Source organism: Chryseobacterium sp. BIGb0232 (assembly GCF_024810195.1).
Taxonomy (GTDB): Bacteria; Bacteroidota; Bacteroidia; order Flavobacteriales; family Weeksellaceae; genus Chryseobacterium; species Chryseobacterium pennae.
Genome location: NZ_JANUEH010000020.1, coordinates 1 through 16,697, shown reverse-complemented (window position 1 = coordinate 16,697; position 16,697 = coordinate 1). Strand labels below are relative to the sequence as shown.

Here is a 16,697-nt window from a genome sequence, read left to right as displayed (position 1 = left end):
AGCACAAACAATGCAGCGTTTTTATTACCTGAAAAAAGGTGCAGAATTATAAAACCCCTACAAGATGAGCTCCAAAGGATGGGAATGATAGAAGCCATCACTTATGGATAATAGGTAATGCTATTAATTGATGCCAATCTATTATTTATTATCTATCACCATTTATAAAGTGGTACCCTACCCTAGCCCCGATAGAAACGGTTACCCCACAGTATGGGTTGGAGCGTAGAAGGGTTTGGGTGTAGGAGTGTGTGGCGCGAGGAGTATGAGTGGATAGCGGGAGATAGCTCCTAACTCAATACATTTTTATTACTTTTGCCCAACATAACTAAAAATCATTGAATGCAGTTTAGAAATGACATACAGGGGATAAGAGGTCTTGCTTTTTTATTAGTTTTCATTTTTCATTTAAATTATAACTGGCTGCCCGGTGGTTTTATCGGAGTGGATGTTTTCTTTGTCATTTCAGGTTTTCTAATGACATCGATTATTGTAGGAGAAAAGGAAAAGTCTGATTTCAGTTTTTATAACTTTTACCTGAAGCGTCTAAAGAGAATATTCCCGGCCTATCTTTTTCTGCTTATCATTATAGCTTCTGCAGGCTTTTTTATTTATCTGGACCGGGATTTCTGGGGTTTTCAAAAATCTGTAGGAGCTTCGTTATTATTTGTTTCCAACTTACTGTTCGCACGAGGAGATTCTTATTTCGGAGCCAGACTGGAGGATAACCCGTTTCTACATACATGGTCTCTTGCCGTAGAAATGCAGTTCTACCTTCTGCTTCCCCTGATTATTATATTTATCAGGAAAAGATTTCTACCGATTGTGATCATCCTGCCTATTGTTGCTTTAACGGCATATGCTAATATTTCAATGTACCTCAGCCATGATACATCGATCAAATATTTTTCACTTCCTGCCCGGATTCCAGAGTTTCTAATTGGCTCATTATATAGTGTTACTTTAAAGGGTAAAATGAATTTCAGCAGAACGAATAATAACATTATCACCACTCTTAGCCTGGGAATATTGATCTTATCTGCTTTTCTGATGGATAAGAATACTCCTTTCCCTGGAGCCACAGCTCTAATCCCAACCATTGCTACCGCCAATTTATTAGTTACAGGCAGTAATTTTGTATCTGATTTTTTTGCTAAGAAGATTCCCCGTTATATAGGTGAGCTTTCTTATTCTCTCTATCTGTGGCATTGGCCATTGATTGCGTACATCCGATATTATAATGATGAATATTCTCTGAGCACTCCAGAAGTTATTTTCATTTGTATACTTACTGGTCTCATGGCATGGGTTTCTTACCGCTTTATTGAAAATTATTTCAGGAAGAAAAATAGCCCTGTATTTTTACGGTATGCTGTTTCAGGCTCTGTATTGCTAGGTCTTCTTACTTTATTTCTTCCTAAGGTTGCGGAGATCTATAAGATCCCGGATATCTATACTTCCCCAACTTTTGGAGTGGATTCGCATAATCAGAAAAAGACAGAGTTTTTCGGGGACAGAGCTGCTAAAAGCCCTAAAATACTACTGATAGGAGACAGCCACGCTTTGACTATCAAGCCTTTCTTAAATTATATTGGGCTAAGAAACCATTTTTCCTTTACTACAGTAACGAGTGACGGTATTATTGCTTTGCATGGTATCAAGAGAGATGAAATTCCGTCTTACGGAATGAAATTCTATGATGCCGCCCAGCAACTCGCACCATTTACAGAACAAAACATCAGTCAGAACAAGATCATCATGATTAACTGCTCTACGTTCATAAGTCCTCCCTCGGTATATGAGACTGTAGAAAAAATAGCCCGCAATTTAAAACATGATCAAAAATTGGTTGTTTTTGAAACTTATCCTACTGTTGACCGTGATCCTATAAAAATTAACAGGGATTATATTAAAAGAACTTCCAGAAAGTTTGTCGTTACGATAAATAAAGAAAACAGATCAGCTCTGCAAAAGCTTGCCGCATCCCATCACAACATCTATTTCTATGATCTGTCAAAAAGTAAGGTATTTGAAACGGCTCCTTTCTATAAAGATACTTTAATGTATTATAACAGATCACATCTGAATGTGTACGGCTCCGTTTCTCTGGCTAAAGATCTGGAAAAAGATTTTATGTCTTTCTTTACTCCTATTCTTAATGAAGAAAAATAAAATGATTGAATGAGCCTTGAAGATGGAGATTATAGAGGTCATCAATAGTGCCTACTATCATTTTTTAAGGTGGCTTTATTGTGATTTTAATAATAACATAGTTTCCAACATTACTCTACAGCTTCAGTTTTGAATTTCAACTTTCTCAGTCCAAATTCACATTCTTTTATAAAATCCTGCAATTTTCATAACAGGATGTACTTATTTTCCCTTGTTATATAGGCTTTCAACTATGATCATAGATGTAATAGTCATAAAAATCGGGGTACATTTTTTTTGATTGCTTACATTTGTACTACATTCTTATTATAAGAGGATGAAATGAATTCATATATGACAGACAGAAAATATCAAGAAACGGTTCATACAGATACAAACCACTACGAATATACCACGGTAACCCACGACAAGAATAAAGTAAGAATCTATACATTGAAGAATGGCCTTAAGGTTTTCCTTGCCCAGAATTTTGATGCGCCAAGGATACAGACTTTTATTCCGGTAAGAACAGGGAGTAATAATGATCCGGCAGATAATACCGGTCTGGCTCATTATCTTGAACACATGATGTTCAAAGGAACTTCCAAAATAGGAACCCAAAGCTGGGAAAAGGAAAAGGAACTTCTTGACCAGATCTCCGCACTTTATGAAAGCCATAAAGCTGAGCAGGATCCTGAAAAGAAAAAAGAAATTTATAAAAAGATAGATGAAATCTCCCAGGAAGCAAGCCAATATGCTATTGCCAATGAGTATGATAAAGCAATCTCTTCTTTAGGAGCTACAGGAACCAATGCTCATACCTGGTTCGATGAAACGGTTTATAAAAACAATATTCCGAATAATGAACTGGAAAAATGGCTGAAAATTGAAAAAGAAAGATTCTCTGAGATTGTTCTCCGTCTTTTTCATACAGAACTTGAGTCTGTATATGAGGAATTCAACAGGGCACAGGATAATGACTCGAGGCTGGTCAACTATGAACTGATGGCAGCTCTTTTCCCTACTCATCCTAACGGGCAGCAAACTACTCTGGGAAGACCCGAGCATCTGAAAAATCCTTCTATGAAGGCTATTCATAAGTATTTTGAGGAATACTATGTTCCTAATAATTACGCCATGGTATTGGTTGGTGATCTTGATTTTGAAGCAACGATTCAATTGGTAGATCAATATTTTGGGACCATTCCCTACAGAGAACTTCCGAAAAAGACTCCGATTATTGAGCAACCTATTACCGGAATCGTTGAAACTACCGTAAAAAGCCCCACTACTCCACGGGCTCAATTGGCATGGAGAACAGACAGCTATGGAACCAGGGAAGCCATGCTTGCCGATATTGTTGTAAATATTCTGAGCAACAGAGGGGAAGCCGGCTTATTGGACCTTCATATCAATCAGACTCAGAAAATGCTTTGGGCACAGGCATTCTCCGTAGGATTAAAAGAATATGGTTATTTTTCCATTGTTGCAGTTCCGAAGGAGACCCAAACCCTGCAAGAAGCAACGAATATGGTCCTGGAAGAAATAGAACTTATCAAGAAGGGGGATTTTCCTGACTGGATTCTTCCGGCTATCATCAATGACTTCAAGCTTCAAAGAATGAAAGGCCTTGAAACAGCAGAAGGCCTGGCTACTACTCTATATGATATTTATATAAAAGGAAGAAGCTGGGAACAGGAGCTGAATGAAATGGATGAATATGCAGGTTTTACTAAAGAAGACGTTATCACCTTTGCCAATACATTCTTCAAGGACAATTATGTAGTTGTAAATAAAGAAAAAGGAGTTAATGATAAATTAATCAGAGTTGAAAATCCGGGCATTACCCCTATTAAGATCAACCGTGATGCACAATCTGAGTTTCTGAAGGAAATATTATCTGAAAAAACTGAAGATATCAAGCCAGAATTCATCGATTACGAAAAGGAGATTTTGAGCGGTGAGATCAAGGGGAAAAAACTGAGTTTTGTAAAAAATAAGTACAACGATATTGCCCAGGTTTATTTTGTTTTCCCTTTTGGAAGTGATCATGACAGAGATCTGGGAATTTCCACTCAGCTGCTTCAGTATTTAGGGACAAATGAACTTTCTCCTGAGGATCTGAAAAAGGAGTTTTTCAAAATCGGAGTCAGCAATGATTTTAAAACATCTAATAATCAGTTATTGATCTCTCTAAGCGGATTGGAGGAAAATATTGAAAAAGGGATTTTACTTCTTCAGCAATGGATGTATCGCGTACAGCCTGATCAGGAGATCTATAATCAATTTGTAGGAACTGTTCTGGAAAACCGCCAGGCTATTAAAAAAGATAAGAACCGTATCATGACTGCCCTTACTAATTATACTAAATTAGGAAATACTTCACGTTTTACGGATGTTATCTCTAAGGAAGAACTCGAAAACACCAAGCCTGAAGTATTCACAGACCGTATGAAACGATTGTTCAAATATCCTTATCAGATTTTCTTTTATGGAAAAGACTTTGAGGCATTTAAAGGATATATTGGTGAATACACAGAAGCCGAAAGCCTTCAGATTCCTGAACCGAAACAATATCCTGAGCCTGCTACCGGAGGAAATGTCTATTTTATCGATTATGATATGGTTCAGATGGAAATGAGCAAGGTTGGTAAAGGAAATACGGTGAATCCTGCTTATTTTGGAAAGGTGAATGTCTTTAATGAATATTTCGGAAGAGGATTGTCTTCAATTGTTTTCCAGGAGATCCGGGAGAGTAAAAGTCTTGCCTATTCTGCCTATGTTTCCTATTCTGCCAATGCTGAACTGAACCACCCTGATTATGTAAGCACTTATATCGGGACACAGCCGGATAAACTGATGATCGCTGTGGATACGATGGACGAACTGATGAATGAACTTCCTGAAGTGACCATACAGTTTGAAAATGCCAAAAATGCAGCTTTAAAGCAGATTGCTTCCACCAGAGTAACGAGAATTAATATATTCTTTAATACTTTAAGGCTAAAGAAACTGGGTATTTACCATGATTTCAGAAAGGATATCTTTGAACAGATCCGGGAGCTGAAATTTGAAGATATCAGACAGTTTTATCAATCGGAAATTCAGTCCGTACATTTTAATACCGCCATTATCGGTAAAAAGGAAAACCTGAATATGGAAGCTGTAAGTAAAATGGGAACTTTTACAGAAGTAAGTCTGAAGGACATTTTCGGACATTAAAAAACTAAAAAGCCGCTCGATATAAATATCAAGCGGCTTTTATTATATTCTTAACCAAACCATGCATTCATCATTCCTTTACGTCATCATACAATCTCCGTCTCCATCCTGAAAATGTGGGTTGAATTGCTCCGGAAGTTCCTCCAGTAATTGTTTATGAAAAAGATATTCCCGTCTGAAACCACGTTCATAGATTTTCGGAAAGACCTTAGACTGTTGTATTGCCTCATTGAGGCCGGTGTGGTAACAGGTAAATCCTTTTACTTTATTCAAAATGACGAAATAGCTTAAGAAAGCTACAATTCTTTCATCATTTGTTTTTGAAAAAAAATAAGGTATTTTAAGATAACCATCTCTGAGCTGAAGCAAAAGGCAACCAGCAAGTTTATTGCTGTCATCGTAAATTTTTATCCAAAAGTATTTAAAAACCCCGGCAAAGCTTGAAAAGAAATACTTCTCCTCTTTTTTACCTTCCAGAATCCAGGGATGATCTATAAAGGTATTGATTTCCTCTGCGCTCCGGTTTTCGGAAAATCCAGCCACAAAATCTATGCTTTCCTGATCTGCACGATCAAGGATTTCATATTTAAATTTTGGTTCTTCTACTCCAAGGTTCTTCAATGAGATTAAGGAATTGGCGACTGTATCCAAAACATAGAAAAGTGGTTTCCCTATTCTTGTTTTAGGCTTTTTTTCAGGAATCATCCCTGTGGCATCTGTTCTAAAGTAATATCTCTTTCCGTCTTTTGGGAATACATCCTCAAAAACACCCATAATGATATACAATGCTTCAGCCTCTTTGGTGAATTCCGTTATGGCAATTCGTCCTCCGTATTCTTCAAAAACCTTTTTCAATAGTTTTTTAGCAGGTCTTTTTTTCTGAAATTCCGGATTCACATAGAGTGTACTCAGCCAGGCGTACTCTACTTTTTGTCCTTCAACAACAAAATAATCAGGGAAACATCCTACATATCCGGCCAATTTCCCTTCATATAAAGCCAAAATAAGGAGTGTATGGTCCTCTGTTGCTCTGGGATTATTGATTTGAGAGATTGCCCGATGCTTGGTAATAGGCAGAAAATCATACTGCCTGAATGCACCGGATGATACGAACTCTTCCAGTTCTTTTTTATTGAATGTCTTCAGCTGTATCATTTTCTTACGATGGTGTTTTTATTAATCAGCTTTTTCACCTTGAAGTAAGCAATTTCTCTTTTCAGAATTTTTTCTGCACTCTCACCTGTTTCCATTGGGATTCTCTGGAAGTTTCTCTTTACGCTGTCCAGTTTTATCCCTGCTGTTCCAAAGGTACAGTACATTTCCTCATTTTTAAACAACTCTTCAAAGAAGTCATTCTTCACTCCAAAATCAGTGAAAGGGAATGCAAAACTCTCATACAGAAAATTATTTTCCTTTAAATAAGCAAAGGTTTTATCTATGGACTTCGTTTGTTCTTCCAAAGACAGATCTCCGTATTTTGGATGATCCCAGCCGTGGGAAGATATTCCAAAACCTTTATGGGTAAGATGTTTTAATTCCTCTGTACTCAAATAAGGTCTGTATTCCTTTATATAAGATTTAAAATCAAATTCAAGCTTTTCAGCAAGGAGATCCAGCATATTTTTCTCCTGATAGGTAATCTTTAAGATTTTGTTCTTTACAATTTCAATGGCAGCATTACTATTAAGAGACAAAACAGTGTATACTTCACGATTTATAGTTGTTTTATTTCCAATTGCATCTATAAGAAGGCTGGCTTTACATCTGAACATGATCTCCTTATTATCTATAAAAGCCGGGTTTATGAAATTGCAGGCATAAATTCCTTTCCGTTCCAATACAGGTGCTACAATATCATAAAATTCTCTGAATCCATCATCAAAGGTAAGTAAAGCAATCTTTTTCTGAGCTTTGAAATTTCCTGAAGTAAAATCTTTGAATTCCTGCCAGTTTACCCATTGAAAATGTTTTGAAAGATCATCGATATCCTTTTCAAAATCTTTAGAATTCTTGTATTCAATTACATGCTTAATATGGGGAAGATTCTCATCGGAAACACAGTGATATAAAGGTAAACAGTAATTCAGCGGAAATGTTTTTCCGATATGATCTGTTTCAAAAGCTGTCAATAGATTAATGAGCCTGTCCTTCATCCTAAAAATAAAAAGAATCTATTCAAAATTAAATTCGAATAGATTCTTTAAAGGTATAACTTTTAAAATTATTTTATCACCTTCATTTCATCAACAATCCATCTGGCATCTGCAAATTTATCAACGATGAAAAGGATATATTTTGTATCTACCATAATGTTTCTGCTGAAACGTGGATCGAAATTGATATCACTCATTGTTCCCTCCCACTGTCTGTCGAAGTTAAGACCGATCAGGTTTCCGTTCGCATCAAGTGTCGGGCTTCCCGAGTTTCCTCCTGTTGTATGGTTGGTTGCTGTAAATCCTACAGGAACATCACCTGTTTTATCTTTATAGATTCCGAAGTCTTTCTTATTGTAAAGCTCGATCAGTTTCTTAGGAACATCAAATTCATAATCTCCAGGAACATATTTCTCCATTACTCCGGCAAGGTGAGTCTGATAACCATAAGAAACGGCATCTCTTGGTGTAGAACCTTTTATTTTACCGTAAGTTACACGAAGCGTTGAATTAGCATCCGGAAAGAATTTTCTGTCTTTATCAGTTTCCATCTGCTGAGCCATGAATTTCTTCTGCAATGCATCAATTTTTGCCTGAAGCGTGGAATATTGTGGATCTGCTGTTTTCATGTAAGTTTCCTTCATAGAAACATAAAGCTGATAGATTGGATCTTTCTTCAACGTTTTGATCAGCTTATCCTGATTAGAGAATGCTTTATCGATATCTGCAGTCAGTGTTCCACCGTTTACAGCCGTTCTACCTGTAATGATAGAGTTTTTCGACATATCTTCCACTAAAGAGATATTTGCATTTTCATCCTTATACTTGTTGAAACCTACCGGTAAAAACTGTGGTGCGGTTTTATTATTGTATAAAGCCAATAGTTTTGCCGTTACTTTAGCATCAAGCTCTGCACTGTAATCTTTATAGAAAGAAGTAAGCTTATTTTTTATTCTGGTAAGTTCTTTCTCATCCATTCTTCCTGCTTCTACAGCAGCAATAAAATCATAATAATCACCTGCCAGCTTCAAAGTCTCAGCATTTCTTACTACTTCTGTATAATATGCATTATTTAATGCATAAGGAGCCTGCTCGTTATAAAGTTTGTTCAGCTGATCTAAAGTTGTTTTAACTTCAGGATTTCTAGCAACTAAAGACCCTTCATACATTACTTTTTTCTCTACAGCTCCGGATTTTTTTAATCCTTCCACTTCACCGATCCATTTTTTCCAGTAATTGGCTACAGAAGCATATTTGGAAGCATATTTAATACGTGTTTCATTATCAGCACGCATTTTTTCGTCCAATGTTTTTAAAGCTACATCACGTACAGCAATTCTTGCAGGATCAATATCTTTCATGATCTTTTCTACGCCTACTGCCGGAAGATATTCTGTAGTTCTTCCCGGGAACCCGAATACAAATGTGAAATCATTTTCATTCTTATCCTTGATAGAAACCGGTAAATAATGTTTCGGAACGTAAGGTACATTGTCTTTTGAATACTCTGCAGGCTTGTTGTCTTTGTCTGCATAAATTCTGAACATGGAGAAATCGCCGGTATGTCTTGGCCAAACCCAGTTATCGGTATCGCTTCCGAATTTTCCGATGCTTTGAGGTGGTGCTCCTACAAGACGGATGTCTTTATAAGTTTCAATCGTATAAGCATAGTACTTGTTTCCATAGTACATTGGCTTGATCATAATCGATTGGTAAGATTCAATTTTCTGAGAGTTTTTGTAAACCTCAATATTGTTATTGATCTTTTTGGTAAGTTCAGGTTCTGTAAGATTATCTGTTCCTTCCATAATCTGGAAGCTAACATCTTTTATATCTACAATAAAATCTACTTTTACTCCTGGGTTAGGAAGCTCGCCGTTCATGTTTTTAGCCCAGAAACCATTTGACAGAAGGTCATTCTGAACCGTAGAATGTGCCTGAATCTGACCAAATCCACAGTGGTGGTTAGTCAATAACAATCCCTTAGGAGAGATGATTTCCGCGGTACATCCACCGTTAAACTGTACTACAGCATCCTTTATGCTCGGCTTTTGTGGATTGAAAATATCTTTGGCAGAAATTTTCATTCCCAAATCCTTCATTTCCTTTTCATTCAGCTCTGTAGGAATCCACATTCCACCATATTGTTGTGCAAATGCCATTGCAGCCGGCAAAAGAAATACGGATAAAAGTATCTTTTTTGTCATAATCAAAAATTTTGCCCGAATTTACGAAGAAAAATAGGAATAGTACCCATAAAACGAGGGTAAAAAAAATCAACAATCAATTTGAACTGTGAATTACCTCTCATTTTCACAAAAACTGATAAGTAAAAATAAAGGTTGAATTATTGTTGGCTATAAAAAACTGACAAGCGAAGCGACTTGACTGTTTCCTCTCCCTTGGCTCAATTTTTGTTTAAAGTCTGTCAGTTTAATAAAAACATATTTAACAAAATTATTATGATGAAAAACCAAACACTTATCCTGGGAATCGGAGCAGCTTTATTTCTTGCTTCCTGTTCTAAAAAAGAAACTGTGGATACTAAAAATTTGGCTACAGATTCTGCTGCTGTTCAAACAACAGCTACTGACAGTACAGCTCATCCTGTAACAAGTGCACAAGGTGATACTTCTGAAAATGCTTTGGATTGGAACGGTACTTATGAAGCAGTGGTCCCGTGTGCTGACTGCCCGGGAATCAAGACTTCATTAACGCTGAACAATGATAAAACTTTCAGCCTTACTGAAGAATACCTTGAAAGAAAATCGAAGAATGAAGATAAAGGATCTTTCACATGGGATACTACAGGAAGTGTAATTACTCTGAAAGGGAAAACAGCAAACTATAAATATAAAGTGGGCGAAAATATACTTATTCAACTGGATATGGACGGAAAAGAAATTGAAGGACCGAACAAGGATCTGTATGTATTCAAGAAAAAATAAAAATAAAGGCAGAAGCCTTTATTTTTTTGCTTTATATTAGAACTGATAGGCTATAATCTTTACATCATCAACTAAATCTTTTATCAATTCTTCATGATGCGTATTCTTACCTGTCAGCCTCCAGGTTGCAGTGATATTCCCTTGTGTATATTGCTGTTTGATCAGTACATACTTTAAATGGTGTTTTTTAAAAAGTTCTTCGCAATGTTTTAAATCCGCTGAATTCGTTACTCCTACTTTATACTCCCTGATCTTGTTGTAATTATCTATAAAACTCTGCAGATAAGTTAATGCACTCAGAATAATAAGCACCAAAGCTGTTCCCAGAAGGGAAAAATAGACATATCCTGAACCTACGGCCATCCCTATGGAAGCTGTTGCCCAAATGGTAGTGGCTGTTGTAATTCCTTCAATTTTATTCTCACCTTTAAATATGACGCCTGCCCCTAAAAATCCGATTCCGGTAATTATATTTGCGGCCAGACGATCAGGATTTGCGACACCTATTTTAATCGAGAGGATGGTAAATAAACAGGCTCCAAAGCAAACGAGGATAAAAGTACGCAGCCCTGCAGATTTATTGCGATACTCACGTTCTGCACCAATCAGTAATCCCAGAATCACTGAAATAAAGATCAATAACAACTCATTCGTAACGACATAATGGTCCTGTAGAAATTCCATTTTCAAAATTTAACAATAGAATAAATTTACAATAAAAATTTTTACGGAACTATTTTTGATGTTGGGACTTTGTGTAGTATGCTTCAAAAAACAGAATGTAACGGAAAACTTTTGTAATATTACAGTTCAAATTGAAAAAGCAAGTCTCAACCCTGTTTTTTCAATCAAAAAAGAGAGTTCGAAAGTTTCGACAACCTGGAAAATACATTCTAAACAATTATAATAAACAATACAACAAACAATACATTATGGACAAAGAAATTTCTCACTTCTGGCTGGGGTATTTTAAAAATGAAGAAGAATTTTATGCTTTTGTGGAAGAGGATGAAAATTATTATCTGGAAGAGGAAAATGATGATCAGTATGTTTCAAAATTTGCAGAGTCCCAGAACATCAAATGGTTCGATGACGACTTTATAGAATATGGTTTTGAAGATGAAAGACTGGGATTGGTTGAAAAGTTCTCAGAATATTCATATGCAGACCAATGGCTTCCGGTTCTGGAGCAAAAGCTTAATGATCTAAGCCTGGATACTCCTGTAAATGCCATTGTTTTTGCCAGCAGATTTGTTATTCCTAATCCTGTTTCTGTGGATGGAGAAGAAAACAAACTGTATTATATTGGCGAAATTGAATTTGACGTTTAAATACTACTATAGAAATTTAGAATACCTGGCTGTATATTTTTCTTATAGTCAGGTTTTTCTCTCAACACATCATGGCTATCGCAAAAAAGGGACTTAGAAAGATCATCGTCATTGACGAAGTATTTTATTGGAAAATAAGAAAGAAGATCTCACACAATGAAAGACATGATGTTGAATATGAAATCCCTGTTCAGCATGAGAGCGAAGGTCAAATTCTATTAATAAATGTGGGATTATGTAGGTCTTAATCTTATGGAAGAGAATCTATGGAAATCACACCTAGTCTCATCGAATCCAACATTACTGAGGCCATTGAACTTGGCTGGGAATATAATAAACAGGGAAAGTCATTACATTGATGTAAGGGAAATTGTTTTTTTGGTGAAATAACAATATCTTTCAACGAATTCATGAATATATATTCCTCTTTACAAATCGGTGATTATCATACCAATCATTGTGAAGATCATCTTCTGATCAAAAAAATAAACTCTAATAAAATTATATGTGCAGTAATGGACGGATGTTCTACTGCTATGGAAAGTCATTTTGCCTCTACCTTAGTTGGTAAAACACTTCGTAAGATCATCATCGAAACAGGATATAGAGAGTTGTATGACAAAAATATTCAATCTGGTATTGATGAACAACTTAAGGAAATCATAAAAAGACTGTTCGATGAAATTACATTTCTAAAAAAGCATCTGATGCTGGATGAGAAGGAGCTATTAACAACTCTTATCATTTTACTTTATGATGCTACAGACAACAAAGGGGTTATTTTATCTATTGGTGATGGAGTTATTTGCATCAATGGACAAATAACCGAATTTGATCGTGATAATAAACCTGATTATTTCGCATATCACCTTAATGCAAATTTTGAGAATTGGTACATCAACCAGATTCAAAAGGTATTTTTTGAAAAATTGGAGGATATTTCTATTGCTACTGATGGAATTCTTAGTTTTTCAAAGATCAAAAAAGCTGATTCTGAAAGTGTAAACTGTATTGAATATCTGATGATAGATCAATCAAATAGTGATACTGACGAAATGCTCAACAAAAAGATTAAAGCACTTGAACATCGCTATGGAATGAAGCCAACAGATGATTTAGCTATAGTAAGATTAATAAAAGATAATTCTTCTCAATTGTAACACCGGGTTTCTTTAATTATTTTGGAGTACGGGTTTCCGTAAAGGAGTTATAAAAATACGTGATAGATTTGAAAACATAAAATAACATCATGAAACGTATTTTTAATTTATTCTTCTTTTTGATAATTTGTGTAACCACAGTATCATGTTCTACTAACTACTACACTGTTTTATTGACTGAAGATGCTACAATTTATGGTTCTTCGGATTCCACTAATATTCTAACTACAGTGCCAAAAAACACTGAAGTATTCTTATCAACTCAGCTCAATAAAAAGAATTACAAGAAAATAAAATGGAACAATTACTCTGGATGGGCATATAATCCTGTTTATACTTCATACAGCAATTATACTCCTTATACTCCAGTAAAAACTCCTACGACCACATCAACATACAATTATAGTTCTAGTAGCACAAGTTCATCAGGTGGTAGTGTAAGTGTGAAGGGATATCACAGAAAAGACGGAACGTATGTCAGACCACATACCCGAAGTGCATCATCAAGAAGGAGATAGATATATAAAAATAAAAAACTTCCGCCCGTAAGCAGAAGTTTTTATGTTTATTATTAAGTAATTTCAGATTCTTAATGAGCTTCCAGCCAATTATCTCCTACTCCAATTTCTACCAATAGCGGAACCTGTGTCTTCAAGGCATTTTCCATTTCAGTTCTGATCAGTTTTGAAGCGGCTTCAATTTCATCTGCCGGAGCTTCGAATACCAATTCGTCATGTACCTGAAGCAGCATTTTTGTTTTTAACTGCTGTTCTTCCAGCTCACGGTCTATTTTAATCATAGCCAACTTTACAACATCGGCTGCACTTCCCTGTACCGGAGCATTCACTGCATTTCTTTCTGCGTGGCCTCTTACTACAAAATTATTGGAATTGATGTCTTTTAAATGACGTTTTCTTCCCAGAATGGTTTCAACATATCCCATCTGACGGGCTTTATTTACCTGTTCTGCCATATACTCCTTCAATTTCGGATAGGTCTCAAAATAAGCTTCAATCATCTGCTTGGCTTCTGTACGGGATAATCCGGTTTGTTCTGCCAGTGCAAAAGCTCCCTGCCCATAAATGATTCCGAAGTTTACCGTCTTCGCTTGGCTTCTTTGTGTCTTTGAAACCTCTTCCAAAGGAATTTTAAAGAGTTTAGCAGCTGTAGAGGCGTGAATATCTTCTCCGTCCTGGAATGCTTTAATCATATTGTCTTCTCCTGAAATTTCAGCGATAAGACGAAGTTCAATTTGTGAGTAATCGGCAGAGATGATCTTCTTTCCTTCTCCTGAAACAAAGGCTCCACGGATCTGCTGTCCTCTCAAGGTTCTGATCGGAATATTCTGAAGATTCGGATTTACACTTGCCAGACGGCCTGTTGCTGCTGTAGTCTGAGAGAAATTGGTATGGACTCTGTTATCTAGTTTATCAATCTGAGATGGCAATGCATCTACATAGGTTGATTTTAATTTCTGATAGGTTCTGTATTCAAGGATATGCTTGATGATCTCATGCTTTGAAGCCAGTTTTTGAAGTACATCTTCTGAAGTGGCATACTGTCCAGTTTTTGTCTTTTTAGCTTTTGGATCAAGCTGCATTTTTTCAAACAGGATTTCTCCAAGCTGCTTTGGTGAATTCATGTTGAATTCTTCTTCTGAAAGTTCAAAAATCGTTTTTTCTAAATTTCTCAGGTCATTTTCAAGATCAATACTTTCCTGTGCCAGCCATTTTTCATCTAAAGAAATTCCTGCAAGTTCCATTTTCGCTAAAACTTCCATCAAAGGCATTTCAATATTGAAGAAAAGGTCTTCAAGGTTTTCTTTTTTCAGTTGTGGAGCAAACAATTCATACAGCTGGAAGGTTACGTCAGCATCTTCCGCAGCATAATCTGTCTGTGTTCTAAGGTCAGCATCCCTGAATGTTCCTTGTTTTTTCCCTTTTTTCCCGATAATGGTTTCAATGGAGACTGGTTTATAATTCAGATATACTTCAGAAAGATAATCCATACCGTGTCTTCCGTCAGGATTCAACAGGTAATGGGCAATCATCGTATCGAACATCGCTCCTTTCACAGTGATGTGGTACTGCTTTAATATTTTATAATCAAATTTTAAATTGTGGGCAATTTTCAACAGATCTTCTTTCTCAAAAAACGGTCTGAAGATTTCCAGGGTTTGTAATACTTCTTCTCTGTTTTCGGATAAAGGAATATAGTAGGCCAGTCCTTTTTTATAGGAAAAACTCATTCCTACCAGTTCTGCTTCCAGCTCATTCAGAGATGTGGTTTCTGTATCAAAGCAAACCGTTCTCTGTTTCAAAAGATTGTCTACCAGTTTTTTCTGAGCTTTTGGATTATCAACAAACTGATAGAGATGATCGTTATGCTCAATAGAGGATTTTGTAGAAGTCGCCTGATCCAGCTCTTCAAAATTGGCAAAAAGGTCAAGTTGCATCACCTGTCCTTTGACTTCTGCTCCTGCCGGAGTCTGCTTTACTTCCACTTCACTTACTACAACTGTTTCTGTAGCTGCCGGAGCAAAAGCTCTGTATAGGTTTTCATATAGTCTTCGGAACTCAATTTCTTCAAAGACTTCTTTTACTTTTTCAAAATCGGGAGTTTCCAGATCATATTGTTCCTGATGGAATTCTACAGGAACATCACAGATAATGGTTGCCAGTTTTTTAGATAAAATTCCACGTTCTGCAGAGGCTTCCACTTTTTCCTTCAGTTTCCCTTTCAGCTTATCGGTATTGGCCAATAGATTTTCAATGCTTCCAAATTCTTTAAGGAACTTCATTGCCGTTTTCTCCCCGACTCCTTCCAGTCCCGGGATATTATCTACCGCATCACCCATCATCGCCAGATAATCAATCACCTGTTTTGGGTCTTCGATCTCATATTTGGCTTTCACTTCGTCTACGCCCAAAATTTCTATATCACCGCCTTTTAGCCCTGGCTTATAAATTTTGATTTTATCGGTAACCAGCTGTGCAAAGTCTTTATCCGGTGTTACCATAAACGTGGTATATCCTTCTTTTTCCGCTTTGCAGGCAATGGTACCTATTACATCATCTGCTTCATACCCTTCAACACCCAGAATTGGAATGTGCATTCCTTCGAGAATCCTGTGAATATATGGAACAGCAATTTTAATAGCTTCCGGAGTTTCACTTCTGTTAGCTTTATAATCAGCAAAATCTTCAGTTCTTACGCTTGCTCTTCCTACATCAAAAACCACCGCTAAATGAGAGGGTCTTTCTCTTCTGATCAATTCGATTAAAGAGTTGGTAAATCCAAAGATGGCAGAGGTATCCAAACCAGTACTGGTTAATCTCGGATTCCTGATCAGTGCGTAATATCCTCTGAAAATCATCGCATAAGCATCGATGAGAAACAGCCTTTTATCTTGTGTTGCGTCCATAGTATCTATAATGAACAAATATAAGAAAATAGGAGGATAATTTGCTAGTTTTGGGATGGGATTCGGGATCCGGAAGACCTGATTCGTGACGGAAAAAGATTGGTCAATTAGCTTTGCTTGTCTAATCTGATAGTCAGTGCCAATTTGTTATCGACTTGTTTGACAACTGTAGAAGTGTTGATGTTTATTTGAACCACCCCGTCAAATCTTCAATTTGACACCCCTCCAGAGGCTCATCTTGTAGTGGTTTTGAAATAAGATTAAATTTGTACTGTGAAAGATTTTGAAAATATCAAGGGCCTACGTCC

General features: G+C 36.5%; 11 protein-coding genes. 6 read left to right on the top strand and 5 right to left on the bottom strand.

The window, feature by feature from the left end:
• Positions 1-342: 342 nt before the first annotated feature.
• Both M2372_RS25465 and M2372_RS25460 read left to right on the top strand, forming a co-directional pair.
• Entirely contained in the window at positions 343-2,172 is a 1,830-nt protein-coding gene (locus M2372_RS25465; protein WP_123321785.1) for an acyltransferase family protein, read from the top strand.
• A 333-nt stretch (positions 2,173-2,505) separates the two neighbouring features.
• Positions 2,506-5,373 carry a pitrilysin family protein gene (locus M2372_RS25460; RefSeq protein ID WP_123321787.1) on the top strand — a complete coding sequence of 956 codons (2,868 nt, stop codon included), beginning with the start codon at positions 2,506-2,508 and terminating at the stop codon, positions 5,371-5,373.
• Positions 5,374-5,451: 78 nt separating this feature from the next.
• Here the strand turns inward: M2372_RS25460 and M2372_RS25455 are convergent, their stop codons facing one another.
• The 3 genes from M2372_RS25455 to M2372_RS25445 all read right to left on the bottom strand — a co-directional run bounded on the left by M2372_RS25455 (position 5,452) and on the right by M2372_RS25445 (position 9,733).
• Positions 5,452-6,528 carry a GNAT family N-acetyltransferase gene (locus tag M2372_RS25455; protein ID WP_123321784.1) on the bottom strand — a complete coding sequence of 359 codons (1,077 nt, stop codon included), beginning with the start codon at positions 6,526-6,528 and terminating at the stop codon, positions 5,452-5,454.
• Positions 6,525-7,526, bottom strand: a complete 1,002-nt coding sequence (locus M2372_RS25450; RefSeq protein WP_123321783.1) for a polysaccharide deacetylase family protein — start codon at positions 7,524-7,526, stop codon at positions 6,525-6,527. Before M2372_RS25450 ends, M2372_RS25455 begins: the two co-directional genes overlap by 4 nt.
• A gap of 68 nt (positions 7,527-7,594) precedes the next feature.
• A complete protein-coding gene (locus M2372_RS25445; protein ID WP_115973965.1) occupies positions 7,595-9,733 on the bottom strand; it encodes a S46 family peptidase in 2,139 nt (712 codons plus the stop codon).
• A 255-nt stretch (positions 9,734-9,988) separates the two neighbouring features.
• Between M2372_RS25445 and M2372_RS25440 the strand changes: the two genes are divergently transcribed.
• Positions 9,989-10,474: a copper resistance protein NlpE gene (locus tag M2372_RS25440; RefSeq protein WP_228455816.1), complete on the top strand. Its 486-nt coding sequence runs from the start codon at positions 9,989-9,991 to the stop codon at positions 10,472-10,474.
• Between the two features lie 36 nt (positions 10,475-10,510).
• Here M2372_RS25440 and M2372_RS25435 read toward each other — a convergent pair whose 3' ends face one another.
• Positions 10,511-11,158 carry an MgtC/SapB family protein gene (locus tag M2372_RS25435; RefSeq protein WP_123321782.1) on the bottom strand — a complete coding sequence of 216 codons (648 nt, stop codon included), beginning with the start codon at positions 11,156-11,158 and terminating at the stop codon, positions 10,511-10,513.
• Between the two features lie 248 nt (positions 11,159-11,406).
• Between M2372_RS25435 and M2372_RS25430 the strand changes: the two genes are divergently transcribed.
• From M2372_RS25430 to M2372_RS25420, 3 genes are all read left to right on the top strand, one after another.
• On the top strand, positions 11,407-11,805 hold the full coding sequence (locus M2372_RS25430) for an immunity 22 family protein (RefSeq protein WP_066692735.1): 399 nt from the start codon (positions 11,407-11,409) through the stop codon (positions 11,803-11,805).
• 410 nt (positions 11,806-12,215) lie between these two features.
• Positions 12,216-12,965, top strand: coding sequence for a protein phosphatase 2C domain-containing protein (locus tag M2372_RS25425; RefSeq protein ID WP_123321781.1), 750 nt, complete (start codon positions 12,216-12,218; stop codon positions 12,963-12,965).
• 230 nt (positions 12,966-13,195) lie between these two features.
• Positions 13,196-13,483, top strand: a complete 288-nt coding sequence (locus M2372_RS25420) for a hypothetical protein (RefSeq protein WP_148060828.1) — start codon at positions 13,196-13,198, stop codon at positions 13,481-13,483.
• 71 nt (positions 13,484-13,554) lie between these two features.
• Here M2372_RS25420 and polA read toward each other — a convergent pair whose 3' ends face one another.
• On the bottom strand, positions 13,555-16,389 hold the full coding sequence (gene polA, locus M2372_RS25415) for a DNA polymerase I (protein ID WP_123321779.1): 2,835 nt from the start codon (positions 16,387-16,389) through the stop codon (positions 13,555-13,557).
• Between the last annotated feature and the right edge of the window lie 308 nt (positions 16,390-16,697).

Excerpts from the sequence above, each read along its gene's own strand:
- M2372_RS25465 (WP_123321785.1), top strand. The coding sequence starts at position 343 with ATGCAGTTTAGAAATGACATACAGGGGATAAGAGGTCTTGCTTTTTTA.
- M2372_RS25460 (WP_123321787.1), top strand. The coding sequence starts at position 2,506 with ATGACAGACAGAAAATATCAAGAAACGGTTCATACAGATACAAACCAC.
- M2372_RS25455 (WP_123321784.1), bottom strand. The coding sequence starts at position 6,528 with ATGATACAGCTGAAGACATTCAATAAAAAAGAACTGGAAGAGTTCGTA.
- M2372_RS25450 (WP_123321783.1), bottom strand. The coding sequence starts at position 7,526 with ATGAAGGACAGGCTCATTAATCTATTGACAGCTTTTGAAACAGATCAT.
- M2372_RS25445 (WP_115973965.1), bottom strand. The coding sequence starts at position 9,733 with ATGACAAAAAAGATACTTTTATCCGTATTTCTTTTGCCGGCTGCAATG.
- M2372_RS25440 (WP_228455816.1), top strand. The coding sequence starts at position 9,989 with ATGATGAAAAACCAAACACTTATCCTGGGAATCGGAGCAGCTTTATTT.
- M2372_RS25435 (WP_123321782.1), bottom strand. The coding sequence starts at position 11,158 with ATGGAATTTCTACAGGACCATTATGTCGTTACGAATGAGTTGTTATTG.
- M2372_RS25430 (WP_066692735.1), top strand. The coding sequence starts at position 11,407 with ATGGACAAAGAAATTTCTCACTTCTGGCTGGGGTATTTTAAAAATGAA.
- M2372_RS25425 (WP_123321781.1), top strand. The coding sequence starts at position 12,216 with ATGAATATATATTCCTCTTTACAAATCGGTGATTATCATACCAATCAT.
- polA (WP_123321779.1), bottom strand. The coding sequence starts at position 16,389 with ATGGACGCAACACAAGATAAAAGGCTGTTTCTCATCGATGCTTATGCG.